We start from the raw sequence: 18602 nt of genomic DNA, 5'->3' as shown, positions 1-18602 counted from the left end.
AGAGCATCATGACAGATCCAATTCTGGAAATATCCGACCTGAGTATCTCCTACTTCAGCCGCGCCGGTGAAATCCCCGCGGTGGTGGACTTCAATCTGAGCCTGAACCAGGGCGAGAGTATTGGCCTTGTGGGCGAGTCGGGTTGTGGCAAGTCCACAGTGGCGATGGCGATCATGCAGTACCTCAATGGCAACGCCCGCATCGTCGGTGGTTCAATCAAGTTCAAAGGCCGCGACCTCACAAGGCTTTCAGCCAGGGAACTGCAGCAGGTCCGGGGCAACGAGATTGCCATGATCTACCAGGAGCCGATGGCATCGCTCAATCCCACCCTGCTGATCGGCGAGCAACTGACGGAAGTGCTGCATTGCCACCAGAAGATCGGCCGAAAGGAAGCCCGGGCCCAGGTCCTGGAAATGCTGGAGAAGGTGCACCTGCCCGATCCCGCCCGAGTGATGCAGGCCTACCCGCACCAGATATCCGGCGGCCAGCAGCAGCGTGTGGTGATCGCCATGGCATTGCTGTCAAAACCTGCCCTGCTGATACTGGATGAGCCAACCACCGCCCTGGATGTGACGGTAGAGGCCGGCATCGTGGAGCTGATCGACGAGATCGCCACCAAATTCAATACCTCCATGATCTACATCTCCCACAATCTGGGGTTGATCCTGGAGACCTGCTCCCGGGTCAACGTGATGTATTCGGGACAGGTTGTCGAAGTGGGCGAGGTCGGCAACGTCTTCGACGAAATGAAACACCCCTATACCAAAGGGCTGTTTGACTGCATCCCCCTGCCGACCACCGACAAGCACAGTCGGCCACTGAAGCCAATTCGAGGCCAACTGCCGCTACCCCACCAGCGTCCGCCAGGCTGCTTCTACGGCCCCCGCTGCGATCACTTCCAGGCTGGGCGCTGCGATCAGACCGAAATACAGATCAGCCCGTTGCCCCACCAGCCCGATCACCAGGTACGCTGCATTCGCAGCGAAGAGGTCGACCTCAGGGCACCGCTGACGACGGTACCGCCGACCGCCAACAGCATCTCTGAGCAGGGTGCCGAGCTTCTGCAGGTCAAAGACATGCAGAAGCACTACGAGGTAAACGATGACTCACTGATGGCACTGCTGAAAGGCAAAAGCGTCAAGGTAGTCAAGGCCAACGAAAAAATTTCATTCAACGCCCATGCCGGTGAAACCGTGGCCATCGTCGGCGAGTCCGGCTGCGGCAAGTCGACCTTCGCCAAGGTGCTGATGGGGCTGGAGACCGCTTCCAGCGGCGAGGTGCGGCTCAACGGCGAGGATATCGCCGACAAGCACGTTACCGAACGGCGTCCCGATCAGACCGCGGCCATGCAAATGGTCTTCCAGAACCCGTTCGATACCCTCAACCCCAGTTTGTCAATTGGCACCCAGCTGGCCCGGGTGATCAAGAAGTTTGGCACGGTCCAGGGCAAAGCGGCGGTTCAGGCGCGAGTCCTGGAGCTGCTGGACCTGGTGAAGCTGCCGGCCGAATTCGCGCATCGCAAGCCACGCCAGCTCTCAGGCGGCCAGAAGCAGCGTATCGGAATTGCCCGCGCCTTTGCCGGCAACCCTAGTGTGGTGGTGGCCGATGAGCCGGTATCCGCACTGGACGTGTCTGTCGGCGCCGCGGTTACTCGCCTGCTGATGAGCATTCAGCAACAGCAGCAGACGTCCGTCATATTCATCAGTCATGACCTGAGTCTGGTGCGATACCTGGCGGACCGCGTGGTGGTGATTTATCTGGGCAATATCGTCGAACAGGGTAGCACCGAACAGGTGTTTTCTCCGCCATACCACCCCTACACCGAAGCCTTGATCTCGGCGATTCCGGTGGCCGATACCTCGGTGGAAAAAAAGCGGGTTATTCTTCAGGGTGAGATCCCAAGCGCAATGAATCCCCCTGCAGGATGCCCGTTCAGCAGCCGCTGTCCGCGCAAGATCGGCAGCATCTGCGACGAGCAAAAACCGGAACTGACGTCCATCCCGGGGGGGCACAAGATCGCCTGCCATATACCCCTGGCGGAGCTGCAGGAAGTGGAGCCGGTATTTGCCTTGCACCAGACGGGCAGTCAGCCGCCGTCAGTTGCGGCCCACCCCCGGCGAGAAAACGCAACAGCATAGAAAGCGCTCCGAAAGCCGGGGGCATTGTTGACAACTGATAGTTACGCCAGCACTGGCATTGTTTCTTAAAATCGATCCAGTGCAGGCTGCCCCCTTGCTAATCCCGGCGGCAAATATATGAGCCCCCTTCTTGCGAACAAATCCGGCATGTCCGTGCATCTGCGCACATGTTTTACTATAAGAGGCATCTGGTGTGCAGCAAACACACGCCCAAGTGTATACGGCATAACACCGTGACCGCCAAACGGAAATCCTTGCTTTGCATGAGCAGAAGTTAAGGAAGCGTACTTCGTCTACTTAATGGACAAATAGGCAGGATGTCTATTTGTCCATCAAATTCCTAGTCGGCTGCTCTATAGGCCAGCCCGCTCACCGACGAGCAGTCTTTCGCATTGTCATCGCGTTTTATCTCCTGAAGCACTTCCTGCCCCGCCTTCTCCAGGAGGTCTTTGGCGTACTCGAGCTTCAGCGAGCGCAGCAGCGACCAGACCATAAAGCCGATCCCGATGGCGAACGGGCTGCCGGCGACGATGGAGGCCGCCTGCACGGCTTTAAGTCCGCCGCTAAGCAGCAGCACTATCGCCAGCAGACCGGTACAGAGCCCCCAGGTGGCTTTCATGCCAAAACTGGGTTCATAGGCGCCTTTGGACATCTGCATCGCGACGAAGAAACACGCTGAATCAGCGGAGGTGATCAGGAAGATGATCATGCTGCAGAACACCACCAGACTGAGAACATCACTCATGGGGAAACTCTCCAGCAGTACATAGATGCCCGAACCGATGTTGGCTTGCACGGCGTCGAAGATCCTGATGTCGCCCGCCGTTTCGATGGCGATGGCGGAGCCGCCCATGACCGAGAACCACAGCATGGAGCAGAGGGCCGGGGTCAGGACGGCAAACATGATGAACTCGCGCAGCGTGCGACCGCGGGAGATGCGCGCCACAAAGCCACCGACAAAGGGGGACCAGGAAATCACGATCAGCCAGTAGAAGATTGTCCACCAGTTGATCCAGTCGCTCTGCTGCAGCGGGTCGGCCCAGAAGGCCATGGGCAGCAGGTTGCCCAGGTAATTGCCGATACCGGAGACAAAATACCGCATCAGGGTATTGGTATCCCCAGTCACCAGTATAAAGATGCCAAAGGCAATCACGACGACGACATTCAGCGTACTCAGGAAGGCGACACCGCGCTTCAGCCCCGAGAGTGCCGACAGGCTATAGGCCAGGGTCAGTAGCGCGATAATGATAATCTTGCCGCTATTGCCGGTCTCTATGCCGAAGATATGGCCAACGCCATAGTCGATGGAGATCACACCCAACCCCAGCACGGTGGCGATACCGCCGATGGTGGCTACTGCCCCGACCAGGTCCAGCAGACGTGCCCAGATGCTGCTCTGGGTGCGCTCCCCCAGCAGGCCGTACAGGGCGATACCGATATTCATCGGTTTGCCGTAGCGAAACGCCGGGAAGGCGATGCACAGCCCCACGATGCAATACCCCATCCAGCTGTGCAGCCCCCAGTGCAACGAGGTAATCTGCAGCGCAACCGCAATCGCTTCCTGCGTGGCAGGCTCTGCCATATAGGGCGTCTGCATGTAGTGGTACAGGGGCTCTGCCACGCCCCAGAGCAGGAAGCCGACCCCGATACCACAGCTAAATAGCATCGCGACCCAGGTGAAGGTGGAGAACTCCGGCGTGTCCTCCTTCTGGCCCAGTTTCAGATCGCCATAGCGACTGAAACCAATCCACAAACCGATGCCGACATAGGATGTCAGGGCCGCTATATATGCCCAGCCAAACTGGTGACTCAGATAAGCCTGGGCATTACTGGCCCAGGCTTGCAGAGTGTCTGGGCTGATCACACCCAGGGCCACGATCAGCACAGTGATGCCCGCAGTGGACCAGAACAGTGGTTTGTCGTAATCCCCGAGTATCCCTGTGCTGCGGTTTTGTATCGAGCTATCCATCGTCACTCTCCTGCTTATACTTATTATCAGTCGCTATCTATTGAGCGGGCACACACATAGCTATTTGCGATAGACGATTTCCCCGCTGGACAGGGTCATCAGCACCTGCTGACGGCTAATTTCATCCAGCGGTACCGACAGAAAATCCGCATCGATAACCACCAGGTCGGCCAGTTTTCCAACTTCGACGGAGCCCTTGCGGGTCTCGTGATAGACGGAGTAGGCCGCGTTCCAGGTGTACGCACGGATCGCCTCGAGCACACTGATGCGCTGCTCCTGCCCCATGTCACGGCCCGTCAGGCTGCGCCGATTCACCGCCGCGCTGATTGCATCGAAAGGCTTGTAGGACTGCACAAAGGCATCGGTACTGACCACTGCCGGTATCCCTTCGTCCAGCATGTCGCGCAGCGGGCAGAACCGTTTGGCACGGCGTTCGCCGTAGATGTGCGTCAGATCATCACCCGTTTCTTCGAGCTGGCCTGGCTGTGTAACCGGAATCACCCCAAGACGCCTGATGCGTGCGACCTGCTCCCGCGAGGGACCATGGCAATGCTCGATACGGTGGCGCGTGTCGGAGCGCGGAAAGCGCCGATGGGCTTCTTCAATGGCGTCCAGCACTATGTCCATCGCCATATCGCCCTGGGTGTGCACACCGAACTGCATGCCGCGCCTGTGGGTATCGATTAAAGCCTCCTTGAAGGCCTCAACATCTGGCCAGTAGGTGTAACCACGGCCAGCACTCTTGTTGCATTTGCAGCCTTGCTCGCCCTGGGGCTCATCGGCGTAAAACAAGGCCGTGCCACCGATCAGCGCCCCGTCGCAGTAATATTTCATTGGCCCGATAGACAAGAGGTCATTGCCAATATGGTCGGTTATGCCCAATTCGTTGATCGCATCCTGGTGGTTGGACAGATACATGCAGGTGGTTTTAACCGTCAGTTTTCCCTGCTTGCGGGCTTCCATGTAGCCGGGCATTTCCCGGGTGGTCACCTGCGGGTCCACGATCGAGGTAATACCGACTTTCAGGTAAGCCTTGCAGGCACGGTCGATGTCATCCACCAGCTCCTCCAGCGGCAGATCGTAGCCAATATCCGGGCCGTGATGACCGACATCGACACTGGTGGGTATGACCAGTTGCTGGGCACTGTCATAGGCATACCCCGTGATGCGTCCCTGTTCATCGCGGACAAACATGCCGCCGCTGGGGTCTGGCGTGTTGTCATCCACCCCGGCCAGCGCCAGGGCGATACTGTTGACCAGCACGTTGTGACCACTGACGTGGACAATGCACACCGGGTTGTCGGGAGAGATGTCATCCAGATCCCAGCGCGTGGGAATCCTGCCGTCGCTGAATTTCTCGTAGTTCATTCCCCAGCCGCGAATCCACTGACCGGGCGCACAGTTTTCAGCGGCATGCCCCACGGCATCGCGCAAATCGGCGATGGAAGACACCGCGGGGTAGCCGAAATCGACAGTGGCAAAGGCCGCGCCCTGATGAGTGAGGTGATTGTGGGCATCGATAAACCCCGGTATCAATGTGCGGCCTTGCAGGTCGATCACTTCAACCGAATCATTCACCAGCGCCGCAATTTCTGCACTGGTACCGACCGCCTTGATATGCGCACCTTCAACCAGCACGGCTTGACAGATGCGGTCGCTCTGATCGACGGTTATCACCTGGCCGTTAATAAATGCGTAATTCGCCATGTAGACCTCATTATTATATTTTACAGCCGACCATGAATTGAAAAACCAGCGCCGGCGCTAAGTTAAATGACCTCCGGCAAAGCCGGAGGCTTATCAGGGGACGCCCTCGAAGGGCTATCAATTGCGCCCAAGGCGCTACATCATTCCCAGCCTCAGTTGATCCCGATGTTCATCCGCTTTCTCCTGATTACGGATGTACTCGCGTACCATTTCTTCATCCAGGCCCACCGTCGAAACGAAATAGCCTCTCGCCCAGAAGTTCTCGCCATTGAAGTTTCGCTGACGGCCTTTGAACTGCCTGGCGATAGCGATCGCACTTTTGCCCTTGAGATAGCCAACCACGTTGGATACCGAGTACTTGGGCGGAATGCTGATGCACATGTGGATATGATCCGGCATCAAGTGTCCCTCGACGATCTTCACGCCTTTGCGCCCTGCAAGCTCATGGAAGATTTCTCCCATGTACCGGCGCAACTTCCCATAGATCACCTTTCGCCTCTTCTTCGGGATGAACACCACATGGTACTTACAATCCCAGCGCGTATGCGCCAGACTTTCGTAGTCTCGCATAGGGTTGCCTTCTGCTTTCTTGGTCGAAAAACGAAGGTACATTGACCGTAGTCTCGGTCAAACCTATGCGAGTCACCCCGGCATAGCCGGGGGTTTACCTCGGATTAATTATTACAGGCCCGGGATGTTTGGTTAAAAATCCGGCGGGGCGAATGAATCAATATTCTGAAACAATACCCGCCGGACGAATGGACCTAAAACAAACCAGAGTGTTCACTCTAGAAAAAACACGGGATGAGTAAAATCACGAATAACTAAATATTACTTTACGAATTGCCGAAGTAACGGATGGCAGCACCGACACCCAGCCAGCCGCGGCGGCCCGCCACCCCCTGTTCTCTATGGCGGTCCGCACCGCGGCTCAGATGGTCATCCAGCCAGCGGGTAGCTGGGCTTGTACTCCTCCCACCAGCCGGGCCCAAAGCGCTATGGTTATTTTGTAAACCAGGGTATTTCCTGAACAGGTTCAGACTAGCGGGCGGCACTGGCAAGAAGCATTTGGCCACGCACCTGGGGTTTAATATAAAACCGTGCTATTCAAGGCCTTAATGGTATTATTAACCTGGCTGGCAAATAGGTTCCCTCCCTATTTTCCAGTCACCCCACAAAAACAGGCGCAAGTGCGTGGACGTGCTGGTTTTTGTGGGGTTCGCATTGGCCTGCGGCCAATGATGAAACATCCCTGTTTCATGTATTAACCCTCCGGGTTAATATCTTCAAAGGCTTTAATAATTAGAACCATGGGGCAAGTGGTGCGCTTATGCATGGCAAACAAGATTACTCTATAGGCAAAGTCAGCAATATAGATATCCGGCTTTTAAGTGTATTTATCACCGTCGTCGAGAGTGGCGGTCTTACACAGGCGCAGGAGCCACTGAACATTGCGCTTTCCAGTATCAGCACCTCTGTTCAGGACCTGGAAACGCGGCTTGGACTGAAGCTCTGCAACCGTGGACGGGGTGGGTTTTCACTCACCGAAAACGGTCGTGAGGTCTATCACCAGGCCCGGAAACTGTTTCAAGCCGTGGATCATTTTAATGCGAATGTCGCCGGTCTGAAGGGAAGGTTTACCGGAGAGCTCAAGATCGGCATTCTGGACAACTCGACAATGTCGCCCACCACCCGGGTACCGGAAGTAATCCACCGTTTTTCCGAACAACATCCTGATGTGCACATCAGCATCAAGGTGCTGCCCTCCAATGAAATTGAAGAGGCGCTGGTAAACGGCAGCCTTAACCTGGGTATCGGCCTGTTTCCAGACAGCAAACAGACCCTGCGTGCGCTGGTCAGCTTCCCCGTTGTTGTCGACCTCTACTGTGGCAACCAGAGCCCGCTGTTCACCAGGGATGACATCAGTATCCGTGACCTTGTGCTCACAGGTTATGCCAAGGGCTGCTATTCGCCAGACCCCAGGGGCAAACTGTTACAACAATTGCCGACACCGCCGGCATCTTCCTACCTGTCTGAAGGTCTGGCGTTTCTGATCTTGTCCGGCCGCTATATCGGTCACCTGCCAAGGCGCTACGCCGCCAACTGGGTCAAGAACGGCGAAATGCGCGCTCTGCCTCAAGCCCAATTCAGTCATGAGCTGGAACTGTCGCTGGTGGTGCGCCGCGGTGAAACGGTGGGGCCGATTATGCGCGCCTTTCTGGATATTTTTTCCGCATTTGCCGAGGAGTAAATTATCCGCCTGTCGAGTGGCCGGGTGACCTGGCCCTGTGAGTCAATTCACTGACCGTTCTCGTCATTACGGCACGCACACAGGCTCTGCTAGACTCGGGTCATTTGCGCCAGGCTGCAGCCAGTGACAGGTACCGACCCTGCGCTTGGTGCACCGCTCGCCTGGCCTGCATCGAGGACTTGATCAGATGAAATTTGAAGGTACCGAACGCTATGTCGCCACCGAAGACCTGCAGATGGCGGTCAATGCGGCGATCACGCTGCAGCGCCCGCTGCTGATCAAGGGTGAACCGGGTACCGGCAAAACACTGCTGGCCGAAGAAATCGCCAGTGCGCTTGATATGCCGCTGTTGCGCTGGCACGTCAAGTCCACCACCAAGGCACAGCAGGGACTCTACGAGTACGATGCAGTATCGCGCCTGCGGGACTCGCAGCTCGGCGATGCGCGGGTGCACGATATCGCCAATTACATTCGCAAGGGCACGCTTTGGCAGGCTTTCGACGCCGAACAACAGGCCGTGGTGCTGATCGATGAAATCGACAAGGCGGATATCGAGTTCCCTAACGACCTGCTGACCGAACTCGACAAGATGGAGTTCGATGTTTACGAAACCGGGCAACGTATTCAGGCCCGCAAGCGCCCGGTGGTGATCATAACCAGCAACAACGAGAAGGAACTGCCGGATGCGTTCTTGCGCCGCTGCTTTTTTCACTACATCGCCTTTCCCGATCGCAGCACGCTGCAAAAAATCGTGGCGGTGCATTACCCCGATATCGAGCAGCAACTGGTACATGAGGCCCTGGAGATCTTTTTCGCACTGCGTGACGTACCCAGCCTGAAGAAAAAACCCTCCACCTCCGAGCTGATTGACTGGCTCAAGCTGTTGCTGGCGGACCGCATCGACGCCAGCACCCTGGCGGCACAGGACCCGGCCAGTGCCATGCCGCCGCTCTACGGCGCGCTGCTGAAAAACGAGCAGGACGTACACATGCTGCAGCGCCTGGCCTTTATGGCGCGCCGCGGTACACGCTGATGCTGATCGATTTTTTCAGCAGTCTGCGCAAGGCCTCCGTTCCGGTCAGCCTGCGTGAACTGCTCGACCTGCTCGCCGCGCTGGACGCCCGCCTGGCCTGCTGCGATCTGGATCACTTCTACCTGCTGGCCCGTGCCTGCCTGGTGAAGGACGAAAAATACTACGACCGCTTCGACCGCGCCTTTGCGGCCTACTTCAATGGTCTGCCCGCCGCCGAAGACCTGCGGGATAGCCTGATACCGGAGCACTGGCTGCAGGCCGACTTTCTGCGCCAGCTGTCCGAGGCCGACAAGGCGGCCATCGAGGCCCTGGGCGGGCTCGACAAGCTGCTCGACACCCTGCGCCAGCGCCTCGAAGAGCAGGACGCCAAACACGCCGGCGGCAGCAAGTGGGTCGGCACCGGCGGCACCTCGCCCTTCGGTCATGGCGGTTACAACCCCGAAGGCGTGCGCATCGGCGGGCCCGGGCGCCACAGGCGGGCGGTAAAGGTATGGGAGCAGCGCCAGTTCCGCAACCTGGATGACAGCCTTGAACTGGGGACGCGCAATATAAAGGTGGCGTTGCGCAAGCTGCGAAAGTTCGCCCGCACCGGCGCGGCCGATCAGCTCGACCTGGACGACACCATCCGCTGCACCGCCCGCAATGCGGGCTTGCTGGATCTGAAAATGGTGCCCGAACGGCACAATGCCGCCAAGGTACTGCTGTTTCTGGATGTCGGCGGTTCGATGGACCCCTTCATCCGCACCTGCGAAGAGCTGTTCAGTGCCGCTCGCAGCGAATTCAAGCACCTGGAATACTTTTACTTTCACAACTGCCTGTACGAAGGCGTATGGCGCGACAACCGCCGCCGTTTCGACCAGCGCATTCCCACCCTCGACCTGCTGCACACCTACGGGCGGGACTACCGCGTGATCTTTGTTGGCGATGCGGCCATGTCACCCTACGAATTGGCAGAGCGTTTTGGCAGCGTCGAGCACATGAACGAGGAAGCCGGCCAGGTCTGGCTACAGCGGGTGCTGGACACCTGGGACAAGTGCATCTGGCTTAACCCGATGCAGGAGCAGAGCTGGCAGTACACCCACTCGACCCGGATGATTCGCCAGCAGTTCAGCGACCAGATGTATCCGCTGACACTGCAAGGCCTGGAGCTTGCCATCAAGGCGCTGTCGCGCTGACCTGAGGGGGAGCGCAGGGCTACACAACCGGCACAGACGAAACACCAGAAAAACGGGCGCAAGCTCATGCGCTTGCGCCCATTCTTCAATGGTGAAAAGTGTGGGGTGACTGGCAAACAGGGAGGGAACCTATTGGCCAGTCGGTTAATAACAGGAAGAGAGTATCGTTGCCGGATTCAAGAAAGAATCCAGAGAGAGATCCCAGGAATTAACGCAATGGCGAACCAGGTCAAAATAAGTGCAATGAGATAGGGCACCACATGTTTCACTATCCGCAAGTAGGGAATACCGGTCATGCCGCTGGCCACATAAAGGTTCAGACCATAGGGCGGCGTAATGAAGCCAATGGAAGCACCCACCAGGAAGACCACTGCAAACTGGATCGGATCAACACCGATCGAGGCCGCGATGGGCGCCAGTATGGGTGCCAGTATCACCGTGACGGGCAGGCTCTCGAGTACCGCCCCGACCACAAAGACTATTGCCATACAAGCAAACAGGATGGGATAAAAGCCGCCAAGTGAAGTAATCAATCCAGTCAAAAAGGCTTTGGTTCCCAGCAGTGACAGCACCTGCTGCATGACCACCGAGACCGCGATCAAGGGCGCCAACATACCGGTAATTTGGCCTGAGCGCATCATGATTTTCGGCAAGTCCTTGATACCGAACTTGCGGGTAACCAACAACCCGGCAATCAGACAAAAGCCCGTGGTGACCCCTGCCGCTTCCGTCGGCGAAAAAGAGCCGGTATAGAGACCGAGCAGCACAATCCCCATCGCCATAAACCCAAGCCACGCCTTGCCGCCTGTCTTGACAATACGTGTGGGACTGAACTTAATGAGATCGCCCCATCCATTGCGCCAGGACACTATATAACAGGTGGCCATCATAGCGAAAACCATCAGCGCACCAGGGATCATACCGGCCATAAATAGTTCGCCAATCGGCAGGTTCATCATGAAGCCGTAAACGATAAAGATAATACTGGGGGGAATAATAATCCCTACTACGCCACCGGCGGCCACTGTAGCCGCGGCAAACTCTTCGTTGTAGTTACCCTTCTTCATCTCAGGGTGCATGATGCTGCCTATGGTTGCGGTGGTGGCAGAGTTTGATCCCGAGATCGCCGCAAACATGCCGCAGGCACCCAGAGAGGCCATCCCCAACCCCCCACGCATAAAGCCCAGACAGGCGTAAGCAAAGTCGGACAAACGTTTGGCGATACCGGCAGCGTTTATCAGGTCTCCGGTCAGGATAAACAAAGGTAACGCCAGCAGCCCATAAAAGTTCAGTCCCTCATAAAGGGTCACACCGACATTGGCCAGGGTGAAGTCGATCACCAGGCTGACACCGATCACCCAAAAGGAGATCACCAGGAAGATAGGCACACCCAGCAGAAATAACCCGGTGATGCCCAAACTGATCAAACCAATCCATAATCCGTCCATTACTGGGCTCCTCAATCACCAAAGGTGGCGGCTTGCACAGCTAAAGGCCGGCCCGCTCTAAAGTCATGGTAGTCACTCGCCAGATTCTGGCTGACGCGCACCAACAGTAGCGTCCACGCGCACGGCGTGGCGAGATAGAACCACCACTGCATCACATTATCGGTGCCCTGGACAATCGAGAAGTTATCGTAAGAGATATAGACCTGTTCAACAGAGAAATAGATCACCACCGCTCCCATAACGAACCAGAGCACGGCATCCAGAATGAGACAACCGAACTGGGCGCCATAAGACAGCCGTTCTCGCATCTCGGTAAAGCGCAGGTGGGAACGTTTCAGCGTATTGTAGGAGGCCCCCATCCAGGCAAGCCACAGGAACAGATAGATCGGTATCGTCGTGCTCCAGGCCGATTGCTCGTTAAACAAAAATCGCCGAATGACCTCGATAAAGATAATGCCTGTCATAGACCCGTAGGAGACTATAATGAAAAATCTCTCGATATTTTGAAAAGCCCAGTAAAGTGCCTTGCCTGCTTTCATATGCACCCTCCCTTTTGCTTCACCCGACAGGATCTTCCCGCTGTCTGGCGAGATACCGTCCTGTTTTGCATTCGATTCTAACGTCGCCATAACCCAACCACCTTTAACCCTATACCAGCGAACACAGGCCCGCGAACATAACGCCGGTTACCCTTAGCTAAACCGGCATCTTTAGTCACCTAAAAGGAGTAAGACAAAAGGGATCAGGCGTTTTTCCACCAGCGACGGGGCTCGACATTCTCGGCAAGTGTGTCCAGGGGAATTTCACGAGCGATCTTGTGGATCTCGGTATAGGTATCGATACCACCCGCCCACTTGTCGAGACGTTCGCGCCATTGCACCCAGGGCTCAGGGTTGAATTCAGGCGCACAGATACGTTCGGCTTTAGCACGCACTTCATCCGATAGCGGCGCAACCCGCACGTTATGCTCATGAAAGAGGGTTCCGGCAAGTGAAGGCACGGTGGCACCCACGGTATTAACCAGCGCCGCTTCCTGAGCTGCCTGGATTTTAACCTGGGTCAGATAAGCAGACTCCATCACCGCTTCCTGCAGAGCCGGACTCATGCTATCGAAAACCTTGGCATCCATCATGGTGGCTTCGGTGCCACAGAAGAGGCGCAGGTCGACCGACTGAGAGATTACCGGTGACATGTTGGCGTAACCCACCGCACCAGCCCAGGTCTCGGCACCATCGATCAGCCCCGACTTGAGACCATCCAGGGTTTCAGACCAGGCAATGGGTACAGGGTTGAGTTCCAGGAGCTGCATCGCGATACGACCAAGCTGGGTACCCGTAACGCGGTTCTTGGTACCTTTTAACACATCGATATCGGTAATCAGCGGCTTGTCTTGCCAGCCCAGCCCCATCTGCAAACCACGCAGCTCACAATGAGAAAACAGGAACTGCAGCCCGTGCTTTTTCTTTAGCGGGTCACGCAGCAGGCGCTGGCTGTCGGGATGGTAAAGGAAGTGGTACTGCGAAGCCCGGGTCGGGAACATATAGGCGTAATCGAGCACATTCAAATAGGGAGCGGCACCAGCAGAGTTCTGGGTAGACGCCGTAAACATGTCGATGATGCCCTGCTGGGTCTTCTTGACACAGTCCAGCTGGCCACAGATCTGGTTATCGCCGATAAATTCGACTCGAATCTCGCCATCGGTACGGTCTTCTATGTCGCGGGCAAAATCCAGACAACCGGCACGCTCGATCAGCAGGTTATTCTCGTTAAACCCGGACGCACCGAACTTCAGGGTATGTTTGGCCTCTTTTTTATTACGACGGTTGGCAGTGGCCTCTGCGGCCTGCGTCAGCTGCGGCAGGGTGAAACTGCCCAGCGCAGTGGCCGCCAGCATGGTCGAACTCATGCCGTAAGTCGCTGCTACACGGAAAAAATCCCGACGCGAGACGCTCTCGGGCTTCTTGTCTGAGAAGGGGGTTGCTTTCGCCATGATAGACATCCTGAATTATTTTTTTGGTTTCCGGATTTCGCAGGTCAGCCTTAGACCGTCTGCCCAATAGAACACAGAACATCGCCCAAATGCAACATTTTTTGATAAGTTTTGTCTCACAAATACCTAAATATGTAATTTTTATTGCTTGTTTATTTTTGAATATAGCTTCGATACGATAACAAGACGACCCATGAAGCACACCGTTACCCCCTGTTTAGGCAGCAATTCCCTGTTTTATCAGGACATTTCAGCTCCACCGCCTAAGGCCCGGGAGAAGGGTTGTGCCTTTGCGCCCAGGATCGCAAAAAAAGGGTATCAAAAAACGATGTTATTGAGACTTTCGAAAGCCTATGATGTCGCTTAGCATCGCCAACCTGTACAGGCTAGAAACCATGCCCGACTCAACCAGCAAGGACACGGGATCATCCATCCTGCGCGCACTCAACATACTGGAAATCGTCGCCAATACGCCTCAGCCCCTGACCCCGGCGGAAATCAACCGCACGCTGAAGCTACCCAAACCCACCATACATCGCCTGTGCAGCCAGCTCGAGGACGCCGGTTTCCTGCAGCCCCGCCTCGATGGCCGCGGCCTGTTGCCCGGCCCCAAGCTGAACAAGATCGCCCTGGGCGTACTTAGCAACAACGATTTTCTGCGCACCCAGCGCCATGTCATCCTGCAACGCCTGTCCGAGAAGCTCGGCGAAACCTGCAATATTTCCATTCCCAGCGGCGGCGAGATGATTTACTTCGACCGCGTCGAAACCCACTGGCCGCTGCGGGTTCAGCTGCAGATCAATGACCGGGTTCCACTGCACTGCACCGCCAGCGGCAAGCTGTTTCTGAGCGAGCTGTCGAGCATCAAGCGCTCCCGCCTGCTGGCCCGGCTACCGCTGGACAAGCACACCCCCAACACCCTAACCTCGGCCGAAGCCCTGAAACCGGAGCTGCGCAAGATCCGCCAGAACGGCGTTGGCGTCGATAACGAAGAGTTTCTGCAGGGCATGATCGCGGTAGCCGTGCCCATCCGCGATAGCGAAGGCCGTCTCTATGCCGCCCTGGCAATGCACGCACCGACCGCACGCCTTTCACTTGAACAGGCCCAGGAGCATGTGCCGGCGATTCGACAGGCCGCAGCAGAGCTCGCCCTGCTGATGGACGAAGAACAGACAGACGCATCTGCGGACGACGACGCCTGAGCCTGTGCCTGCCTGACGCAAAAAAGCCACGGCCGCTTCCAGCCGTGGCAATACCGCAGATCTCCTGTTGAACGCAGCGCCCCGTACAGCACTGCCTGATCCTGTTTTCAGATCGGGCGCATGCCCTATCCCATGGACGCCGACAACGTGGCAGCCGTCATGGCATCCTCTTTCATCATGTCCGCCGCTTTCTCGGCAATCATGATCGTCGGCGCATTGGTATTGCCCGAGACAATGACCGGCATGATGGATGCATCCACCACCCTCAGCCCTTCGATGCCATGCACCCGCAGCCGCGCATCCACCACGGCCATCTCGTCCTGGCCCATCTTGCAGGTGCCCGTGGGGTGATAGATGGTCGTGGCACGGTTGCGGGCGTACTCCAGCAGCTCGGCATCGGTCTGATGCTGAACGCCGGGCTCGTGTTCTTCCTGGATCAGCGGCGCCAGCGCCGGTGCGTTAACGATCTGGCGCGTGATCCTGATCGACTCGATGGCCGTCTTCTGGTCTTCCTCGGTGGCCAGATAGTTCGGATGAATCGCCGGATAGTCCGCCGGGTTCGTGCTCTTGAGCGCAATGTGGCCGGTGCTGGTCGGGCGCAACTGGCACACCGAGGCGGTGAAGGCCGAGAATCGGTGCGTGCCGTCGGCGGGCTTGTCGGCGCTTAGTGGCTGCAAGTGATACTGGATATCGGGCCGTTGCGGGCTTAGCGGAGTTTTGGTGAATATATACACCTGGCTGGCTGCCATGGTGAGCGGGCCCGTGCGGAACATGGCGTACTCCAGCCCCATCATCACCTTGCGCAGCGGGTTGTTCACCTCGTCATTCAGGGTGATGGGCTTGTTCACCTTGTAGATGGTGCGAATCTGCAGATGATCCTGCAGGTTGCGCCCGACCCCCGGCAGATGCTTCACCAGCGGGATATTGTGCTTCGCCAGCTCGTCCTTGTCGCCGATGCCGGACAGCATCAGCGTCTGGGGCGAGTTGATGGCACCGGCCGACAACACCACTTCGCGGCGACAGCGGACACTGTGCATCTGCCCCTTGATGGACAGCGTCACGCCAACAACGCGGCTGCCTTCAAACTCGATACGATGCACCAGCGCATTGGTCACCGCCTGCAGGTTCGGGCGCTTGAGCGCCGGGCGCAGAAAGCCCACCGCCGTGCTGCAGCGGGTACCGGTACGCTTGATCGTCAACTGGAAATAGCCGACCCCTTCCTGGGTCTCGCCGTTGCAGTCATCGTTGCGCGGAATACCCACCTGTTGGGCGGCATCGATAAACTTGTCACAGATTTCGCGTTTTACGCGGATATTGGAAACCGACAGCGGCCCACCGACGCCATGATAGGCATCGGCGCCCCGCTCCTGGTCTTCGGACTTGATGAAGTACGGCAGCACGTCCTTGTAGGACCAACCCTCATTACCCAGCGCCGCCCAGTCATCGTAGTCTTCTTTCTGGCCGCGAATATAAAGCAGGCCGTTGAGCGAACTGGAGCCGCCGAGCACCTTGCCGCGCGGCCATTGCAGCTGACGACCATTGATACCCGGATCCGGCTCGGTCATGTAGCACCAGTCGGTTTTCGGGTTGTGCATGGTCTTGAAGTAGCCGATGGGAACATGAATCCAGGGATTCGTGTCCCGGCTTCCCGCCTCTATCAGCAGCACCGAGTGCGCGGGGTTTTCCGACAGACGGCTTGCCATTACACAGCCGGCGGAGCCTGCGCCGATCACAATGTAGTCATAGGCAGAATCTAGAGACATCAGTCATACCATCCATTTTTTATTTTTAAACAGTTACTTATCTCAACCAGCAAGATCAGTTCCGCAGCCTGCCTGGTGAGAACCCCGGACCTGAGCAGGCCTCCAATCAGTCTTGAATGATCACTTAACAGCCGTTTCGATAACTGGAGTATCGTTTCAACCAGGAAACAAATCAACAATTTTATTGATATTTGAAAACATCAGTCTCAAATTTAGTGACTTTTGTAACTTAATTTCATAGTCTATAGAAACGGCCTGGCGAGAATGGCACAAGCCCATGCCCTGTCCGGAAGATAGGCCGACTCACCGCAGGGCGCGGGAAACCCTGTGCAATCGGCAAAAACGCCCCATCTTTGCAGGCGAGCGGGCAGAAACGGGCACAGCCACGCGTATATAATCTCTAAAAATAATGGCGGGTATGCACATGTCAGCACTCTTTCACCTGGACAGAAACAATAACGCCACCTTGCAGAAGCAGATTCGCGAGCAACTGGTGAACGCAATCCTTGGTGGCTTCCTGCCGCTGGACGAGCCGCTGCCATCGAGCCGCAGCCTGGCCAAGACACTGAACGTCGCCCGCAACACCATCGTGCTGGTCTACGATGAGCTGGCCACCGATGGCTACCTGACGTCGAAGGAGCGCAGCGGCTATTTCGTTAATCCGCAGTTTGTCGCCGGCAAGCTCGAGCAGGGCAGCAAGACGCCCCCTGCGACCGACAGCTGTGACAAGGTCGACTGGTCAACCCGGCTCAAGATCAAACCGCCGGCCCAGTCCAACCCGAGCCTGGCCCATGCCTGGCATTCGTATCCCTACCCCTTTATCTATGGTCAGCTGGACTCGGCGCTGTTCCCGATCGACAACTGGCGCAAGTGCTGGCGCGATGCCGTCAGTGTGCAGGCCATACGGGACTGGTCATCGGATCGCTATGACAGCGACGACCCCATGCTCATCGAGCAGCTGCAAAAACGCATTCTGCCGAGCCGCGGCATCCAGGCCGACAAGGATGAGATCCTGGTTACCATAGGCTCCCAACAGGCGCTGTACCTGCTGGCACAGCTGCTGCTCGACAGCACCACCACCTTCGGCATTGAGGATCCGGGCTATGCCAGCGCCGGCCACATCGCCGCGCTCTTCGGCGCCCGGGTAAAAAGCCTGGCCGTGGACGAAAACGGCCTGGTGGTCGATGAGCAGCTGGATGATTGCGACGCGCTCTACATCACCCCCAGCTACCAGTGCCCCACCACCGTTACCATGCCGCTGGAAAGGCGGCGCACGCTGCTCGACAAGGCCCTGCAGGACGATTTCATCGTGGTGGAGGATGACTATGAAATGGAGATCAACTTCGAGTCCAACCCGACGCCGGCACTCAAGAGCCTGGACCAGCACGACCGGGTGCTTTATATCGGCAGCCTGTCCAAAACCCTGGCGCCGGGCCTGCGCATGGGCTTCATGGTGGGCCCCAAAGCCCTGATCCAGGAAGCCCGCAACCTGCGCCAGCTGATGCTGCGCCACCCGCCACTGAACAACCAGCGTGCCGTGGCGCTGTTCCTGGCCCAGGGGTATCACGATGCACTGCTGCGCAAGCTCGCCCGCAAGTTTGCACAGCGCAGCGAAATCATGGCCCAGGCACTCAACAGCCACTTGCCCGGCAGCTATACCCTGCCCTCCGGCGGCTCCTCATTCTGGTGCCGCCTGCCGGAAACGGTGAACGCGGCACAGCTCAAGCGCGCCGCCGCCCAGAAGGGAATTCTGATCATTTCCGGCGACAGCTACCATTACGCCGACAATCTGCCGCAAAACTGCATCAAGCTGGGTTTTTCCGCCATCGCCCCTGAGGCCATCGACCCGGGAATCCGGATTCTGGCAGAGCTTATTCGGGAATTGAGCGACGCGGAGGCACAGTAAAGCCCACCGCAGGTTCGGAC

The 18602-nt window shown here is 57.2% G+C and carries 13 protein-coding genes; 6 read left to right on the top strand and 7 right to left on the bottom strand.

The genetic code is table 11. From position 1 onward, the window contains the following. The first annotated feature begins 8 nt into the window (after positions 1–8). Positions 9–2138, top strand: coding sequence for a dipeptide ABC transporter ATP-binding protein (locus KDW95_RS21975; RefSeq protein WP_255853901.1), 2130 nt, complete (start codon positions 9–11; stop codon positions 2136–2138). A gap of 340 nt (positions 2139–2478) precedes the next feature. On the opposite strand, the gene KDW95_RS21970 is transcribed toward KDW95_RS21975, so the two are convergent. From KDW95_RS21970 to tnpA, 3 genes are all read right to left on the bottom strand, one after another. Beyond that, positions 2479–4107 (bottom strand): BCCT family transporter, encoded by a 1629-nt coding sequence (locus tag KDW95_RS21970; protein WP_255853900.1) that lies wholly within the window; start codon positions 4105–4107, stop codon positions 2479–2481. 60 nt (positions 4108–4167) lie between these two features. Next, on the bottom strand, positions 4168–5814 hold the full coding sequence (locus KDW95_RS21965) for an amidohydrolase (RefSeq protein ID WP_255853899.1): 1647 nt from the start codon (positions 5812–5814) through the stop codon (positions 4168–4170). Between the two features lie 135 nt (positions 5815–5949). After that, positions 5950–6384: an IS200/IS605 family transposase gene (gene tnpA, locus KDW95_RS21960; protein ID WP_255853567.1), complete on the bottom strand. Its 435-nt coding sequence runs from the start codon at positions 6382–6384 to the stop codon at positions 5950–5952. 760 nt (positions 6385–7144) lie between these two features. Between tnpA and KDW95_RS21955 the strand changes: the two genes are divergently transcribed. The 3 genes from KDW95_RS21955 (at position 7145) to KDW95_RS21945 (ending at position 10273) form a co-directional block, all read left to right on the top strand. Then, positions 7145–8065 (top strand): LysR family transcriptional regulator, encoded by a 921-nt coding sequence (locus tag KDW95_RS21955; RefSeq protein ID WP_255853897.1) that lies wholly within the window; start codon positions 7145–7147, stop codon positions 8063–8065. Positions 8066–8252: 187 nt separating this feature from the next. Beyond that, positions 8253–9098 carry an AAA family ATPase gene (locus KDW95_RS21950; protein WP_255853896.1) on the top strand — a complete coding sequence of 282 codons (846 nt, stop codon included), beginning with the start codon at positions 8253–8255 and terminating at the stop codon, positions 9096–9098. After that, positions 9098–10273: a vWA domain-containing protein gene (locus KDW95_RS21945; RefSeq protein WP_255853895.1), complete on the top strand. Its 1176-nt coding sequence runs from the start codon at positions 9098–9100 to the stop codon at positions 10271–10273. The genes KDW95_RS21950 and KDW95_RS21945 overlap by 1 nt, the downstream gene beginning before the upstream one ends. Before the next feature lie 176 nt (positions 10274–10449). On the opposite strand, the gene KDW95_RS21940 is transcribed toward KDW95_RS21945, so the two are convergent. The 3 genes from KDW95_RS21940 to KDW95_RS21930 form a co-directional block, all read right to left on the bottom strand. Then, the gene (locus tag KDW95_RS21940) at positions 10450–11721 is read right to left on the bottom strand and encodes a TRAP transporter large permease (protein ID WP_255853894.1); all 1272 of its coding nucleotides are present in this window, start codon (positions 11719–11721) and stop codon (positions 10450–10452) included. Between the two features lie 11 nt (positions 11722–11732). Then, positions 11733–12350: a TRAP transporter small permease gene (locus KDW95_RS21935; protein ID WP_255853893.1), complete on the bottom strand. Its 618-nt coding sequence runs from the start codon at positions 12348–12350 to the stop codon at positions 11733–11735. Between the two features lie 113 nt (positions 12351–12463). Further along, positions 12464–13711 (bottom strand): TRAP transporter substrate-binding protein, encoded by a 1248-nt coding sequence (locus KDW95_RS21930; protein ID WP_255853892.1) that lies wholly within the window; start codon positions 13709–13711, stop codon positions 12464–12466. A 395-nt stretch (positions 13712–14106) separates the two neighbouring features. Here KDW95_RS21930 and KDW95_RS21925 point away from each other — a divergent pair, with 395 nt between their 5' ends. Continuing rightward, positions 14107–14913, top strand: a complete 807-nt coding sequence (locus tag KDW95_RS21925) for an IclR family transcriptional regulator (RefSeq protein ID WP_255853891.1) — start codon at positions 14107–14109, stop codon at positions 14911–14913. Positions 14914–15038: 125 nt separating this feature from the next. Here KDW95_RS21925 and KDW95_RS21920 read toward each other — a convergent pair whose 3' ends face one another. Then, positions 15039–16676, bottom strand: coding sequence for a GMC family oxidoreductase (locus tag KDW95_RS21920; RefSeq protein WP_255853890.1), 1638 nt, complete (start codon positions 16674–16676; stop codon positions 15039–15041). A gap of 424 nt (positions 16677–17100) precedes the next feature. On the opposite strand from KDW95_RS21920, the gene pdxR reads away from it, so the two are divergent. Further along, on the top strand, positions 17101–18582 hold the full coding sequence (pdxR, locus tag KDW95_RS21915; protein WP_255853889.1) for a MocR-like pyridoxine biosynthesis transcription factor PdxR: 1482 nt from the start codon (positions 17101–17103) through the stop codon (positions 18580–18582). Positions 18583–18602 lie beyond the last annotated feature (20 nt).

Source organism: Marinobacterium rhizophilum, from assembly GCF_024397915.1.
In the GTDB taxonomy this organism is placed as follows: Bacteria; Pseudomonadota; Gammaproteobacteria; order Pseudomonadales; family Balneatricaceae; genus Marinobacterium_A; species Marinobacterium_A rhizophilum_A.
This window is presented reverse-complemented; position numbering and strand designations above follow the sequence as displayed.

Coding starts and splice junctions, on each gene's coding strand:
- KDW95_RS21975 (WP_255853901.1), top strand. CDS start 9: ATGACAGATCCAATTCTGGAAATATCCGACCTGAGTATCTCCTACTTC.
- pdxR (WP_255853889.1), top strand. CDS start 17,101: ATGTCAGCACTCTTTCACCTGGACAGAAACAATAACGCCACCTTGCAG.
- KDW95_RS21955 (WP_255853897.1), top strand. CDS start 7,145: ATGCATGGCAAACAAGATTACTCTATAGGCAAAGTCAGCAATATAGAT.
- KDW95_RS21950 (WP_255853896.1), top strand. CDS start 8,253: ATGAAATTTGAAGGTACCGAACGCTATGTCGCCACCGAAGACCTGCAG.
- KDW95_RS21965 (WP_255853899.1), bottom strand. CDS start 5,814: ATGGCGAATTACGCATTTATTAACGGCCAGGTGATAACCGTCGATCAG.
- KDW95_RS21970 (WP_255853900.1), bottom strand. CDS start 4,107: ATGGATAGCTCGATACAAAACCGCAGCACAGGGATACTCGGGGATTAC.
- KDW95_RS21930 (WP_255853892.1), bottom strand. CDS start 13,711: ATGGCGAAAGCAACCCCCTTCTCAGACAAGAAGCCCGAGAGCGTCTCG.
- KDW95_RS21945 (WP_255853895.1), top strand. CDS start 9,098: ATGCTGATCGATTTTTTCAGCAGTCTGCGCAAGGCCTCCGTTCCGGTC.
- tnpA (WP_255853567.1), bottom strand. CDS start 6,384: ATGCGAGACTACGAAAGTCTGGCGCATACGCGCTGGGATTGTAAGTAC.
- KDW95_RS21920 (WP_255853890.1), bottom strand. CDS start 16,676: ATGTCTCTAGATTCTGCCTATGACTACATTGTGATCGGCGCAGGCTCC.
- KDW95_RS21935 (WP_255853893.1), bottom strand. CDS start 12,350: ATGGCGACGTTAGAATCGAATGCAAAACAGGACGGTATCTCGCCAGAC.
- KDW95_RS21940 (WP_255853894.1), bottom strand. CDS start 11,721: ATGGACGGATTATGGATTGGTTTGATCAGTTTGGGCATCACCGGGTTA.
- KDW95_RS21925 (WP_255853891.1), top strand. CDS start 14,107: ATGCCCGACTCAACCAGCAAGGACACGGGATCATCCATCCTGCGCGCA.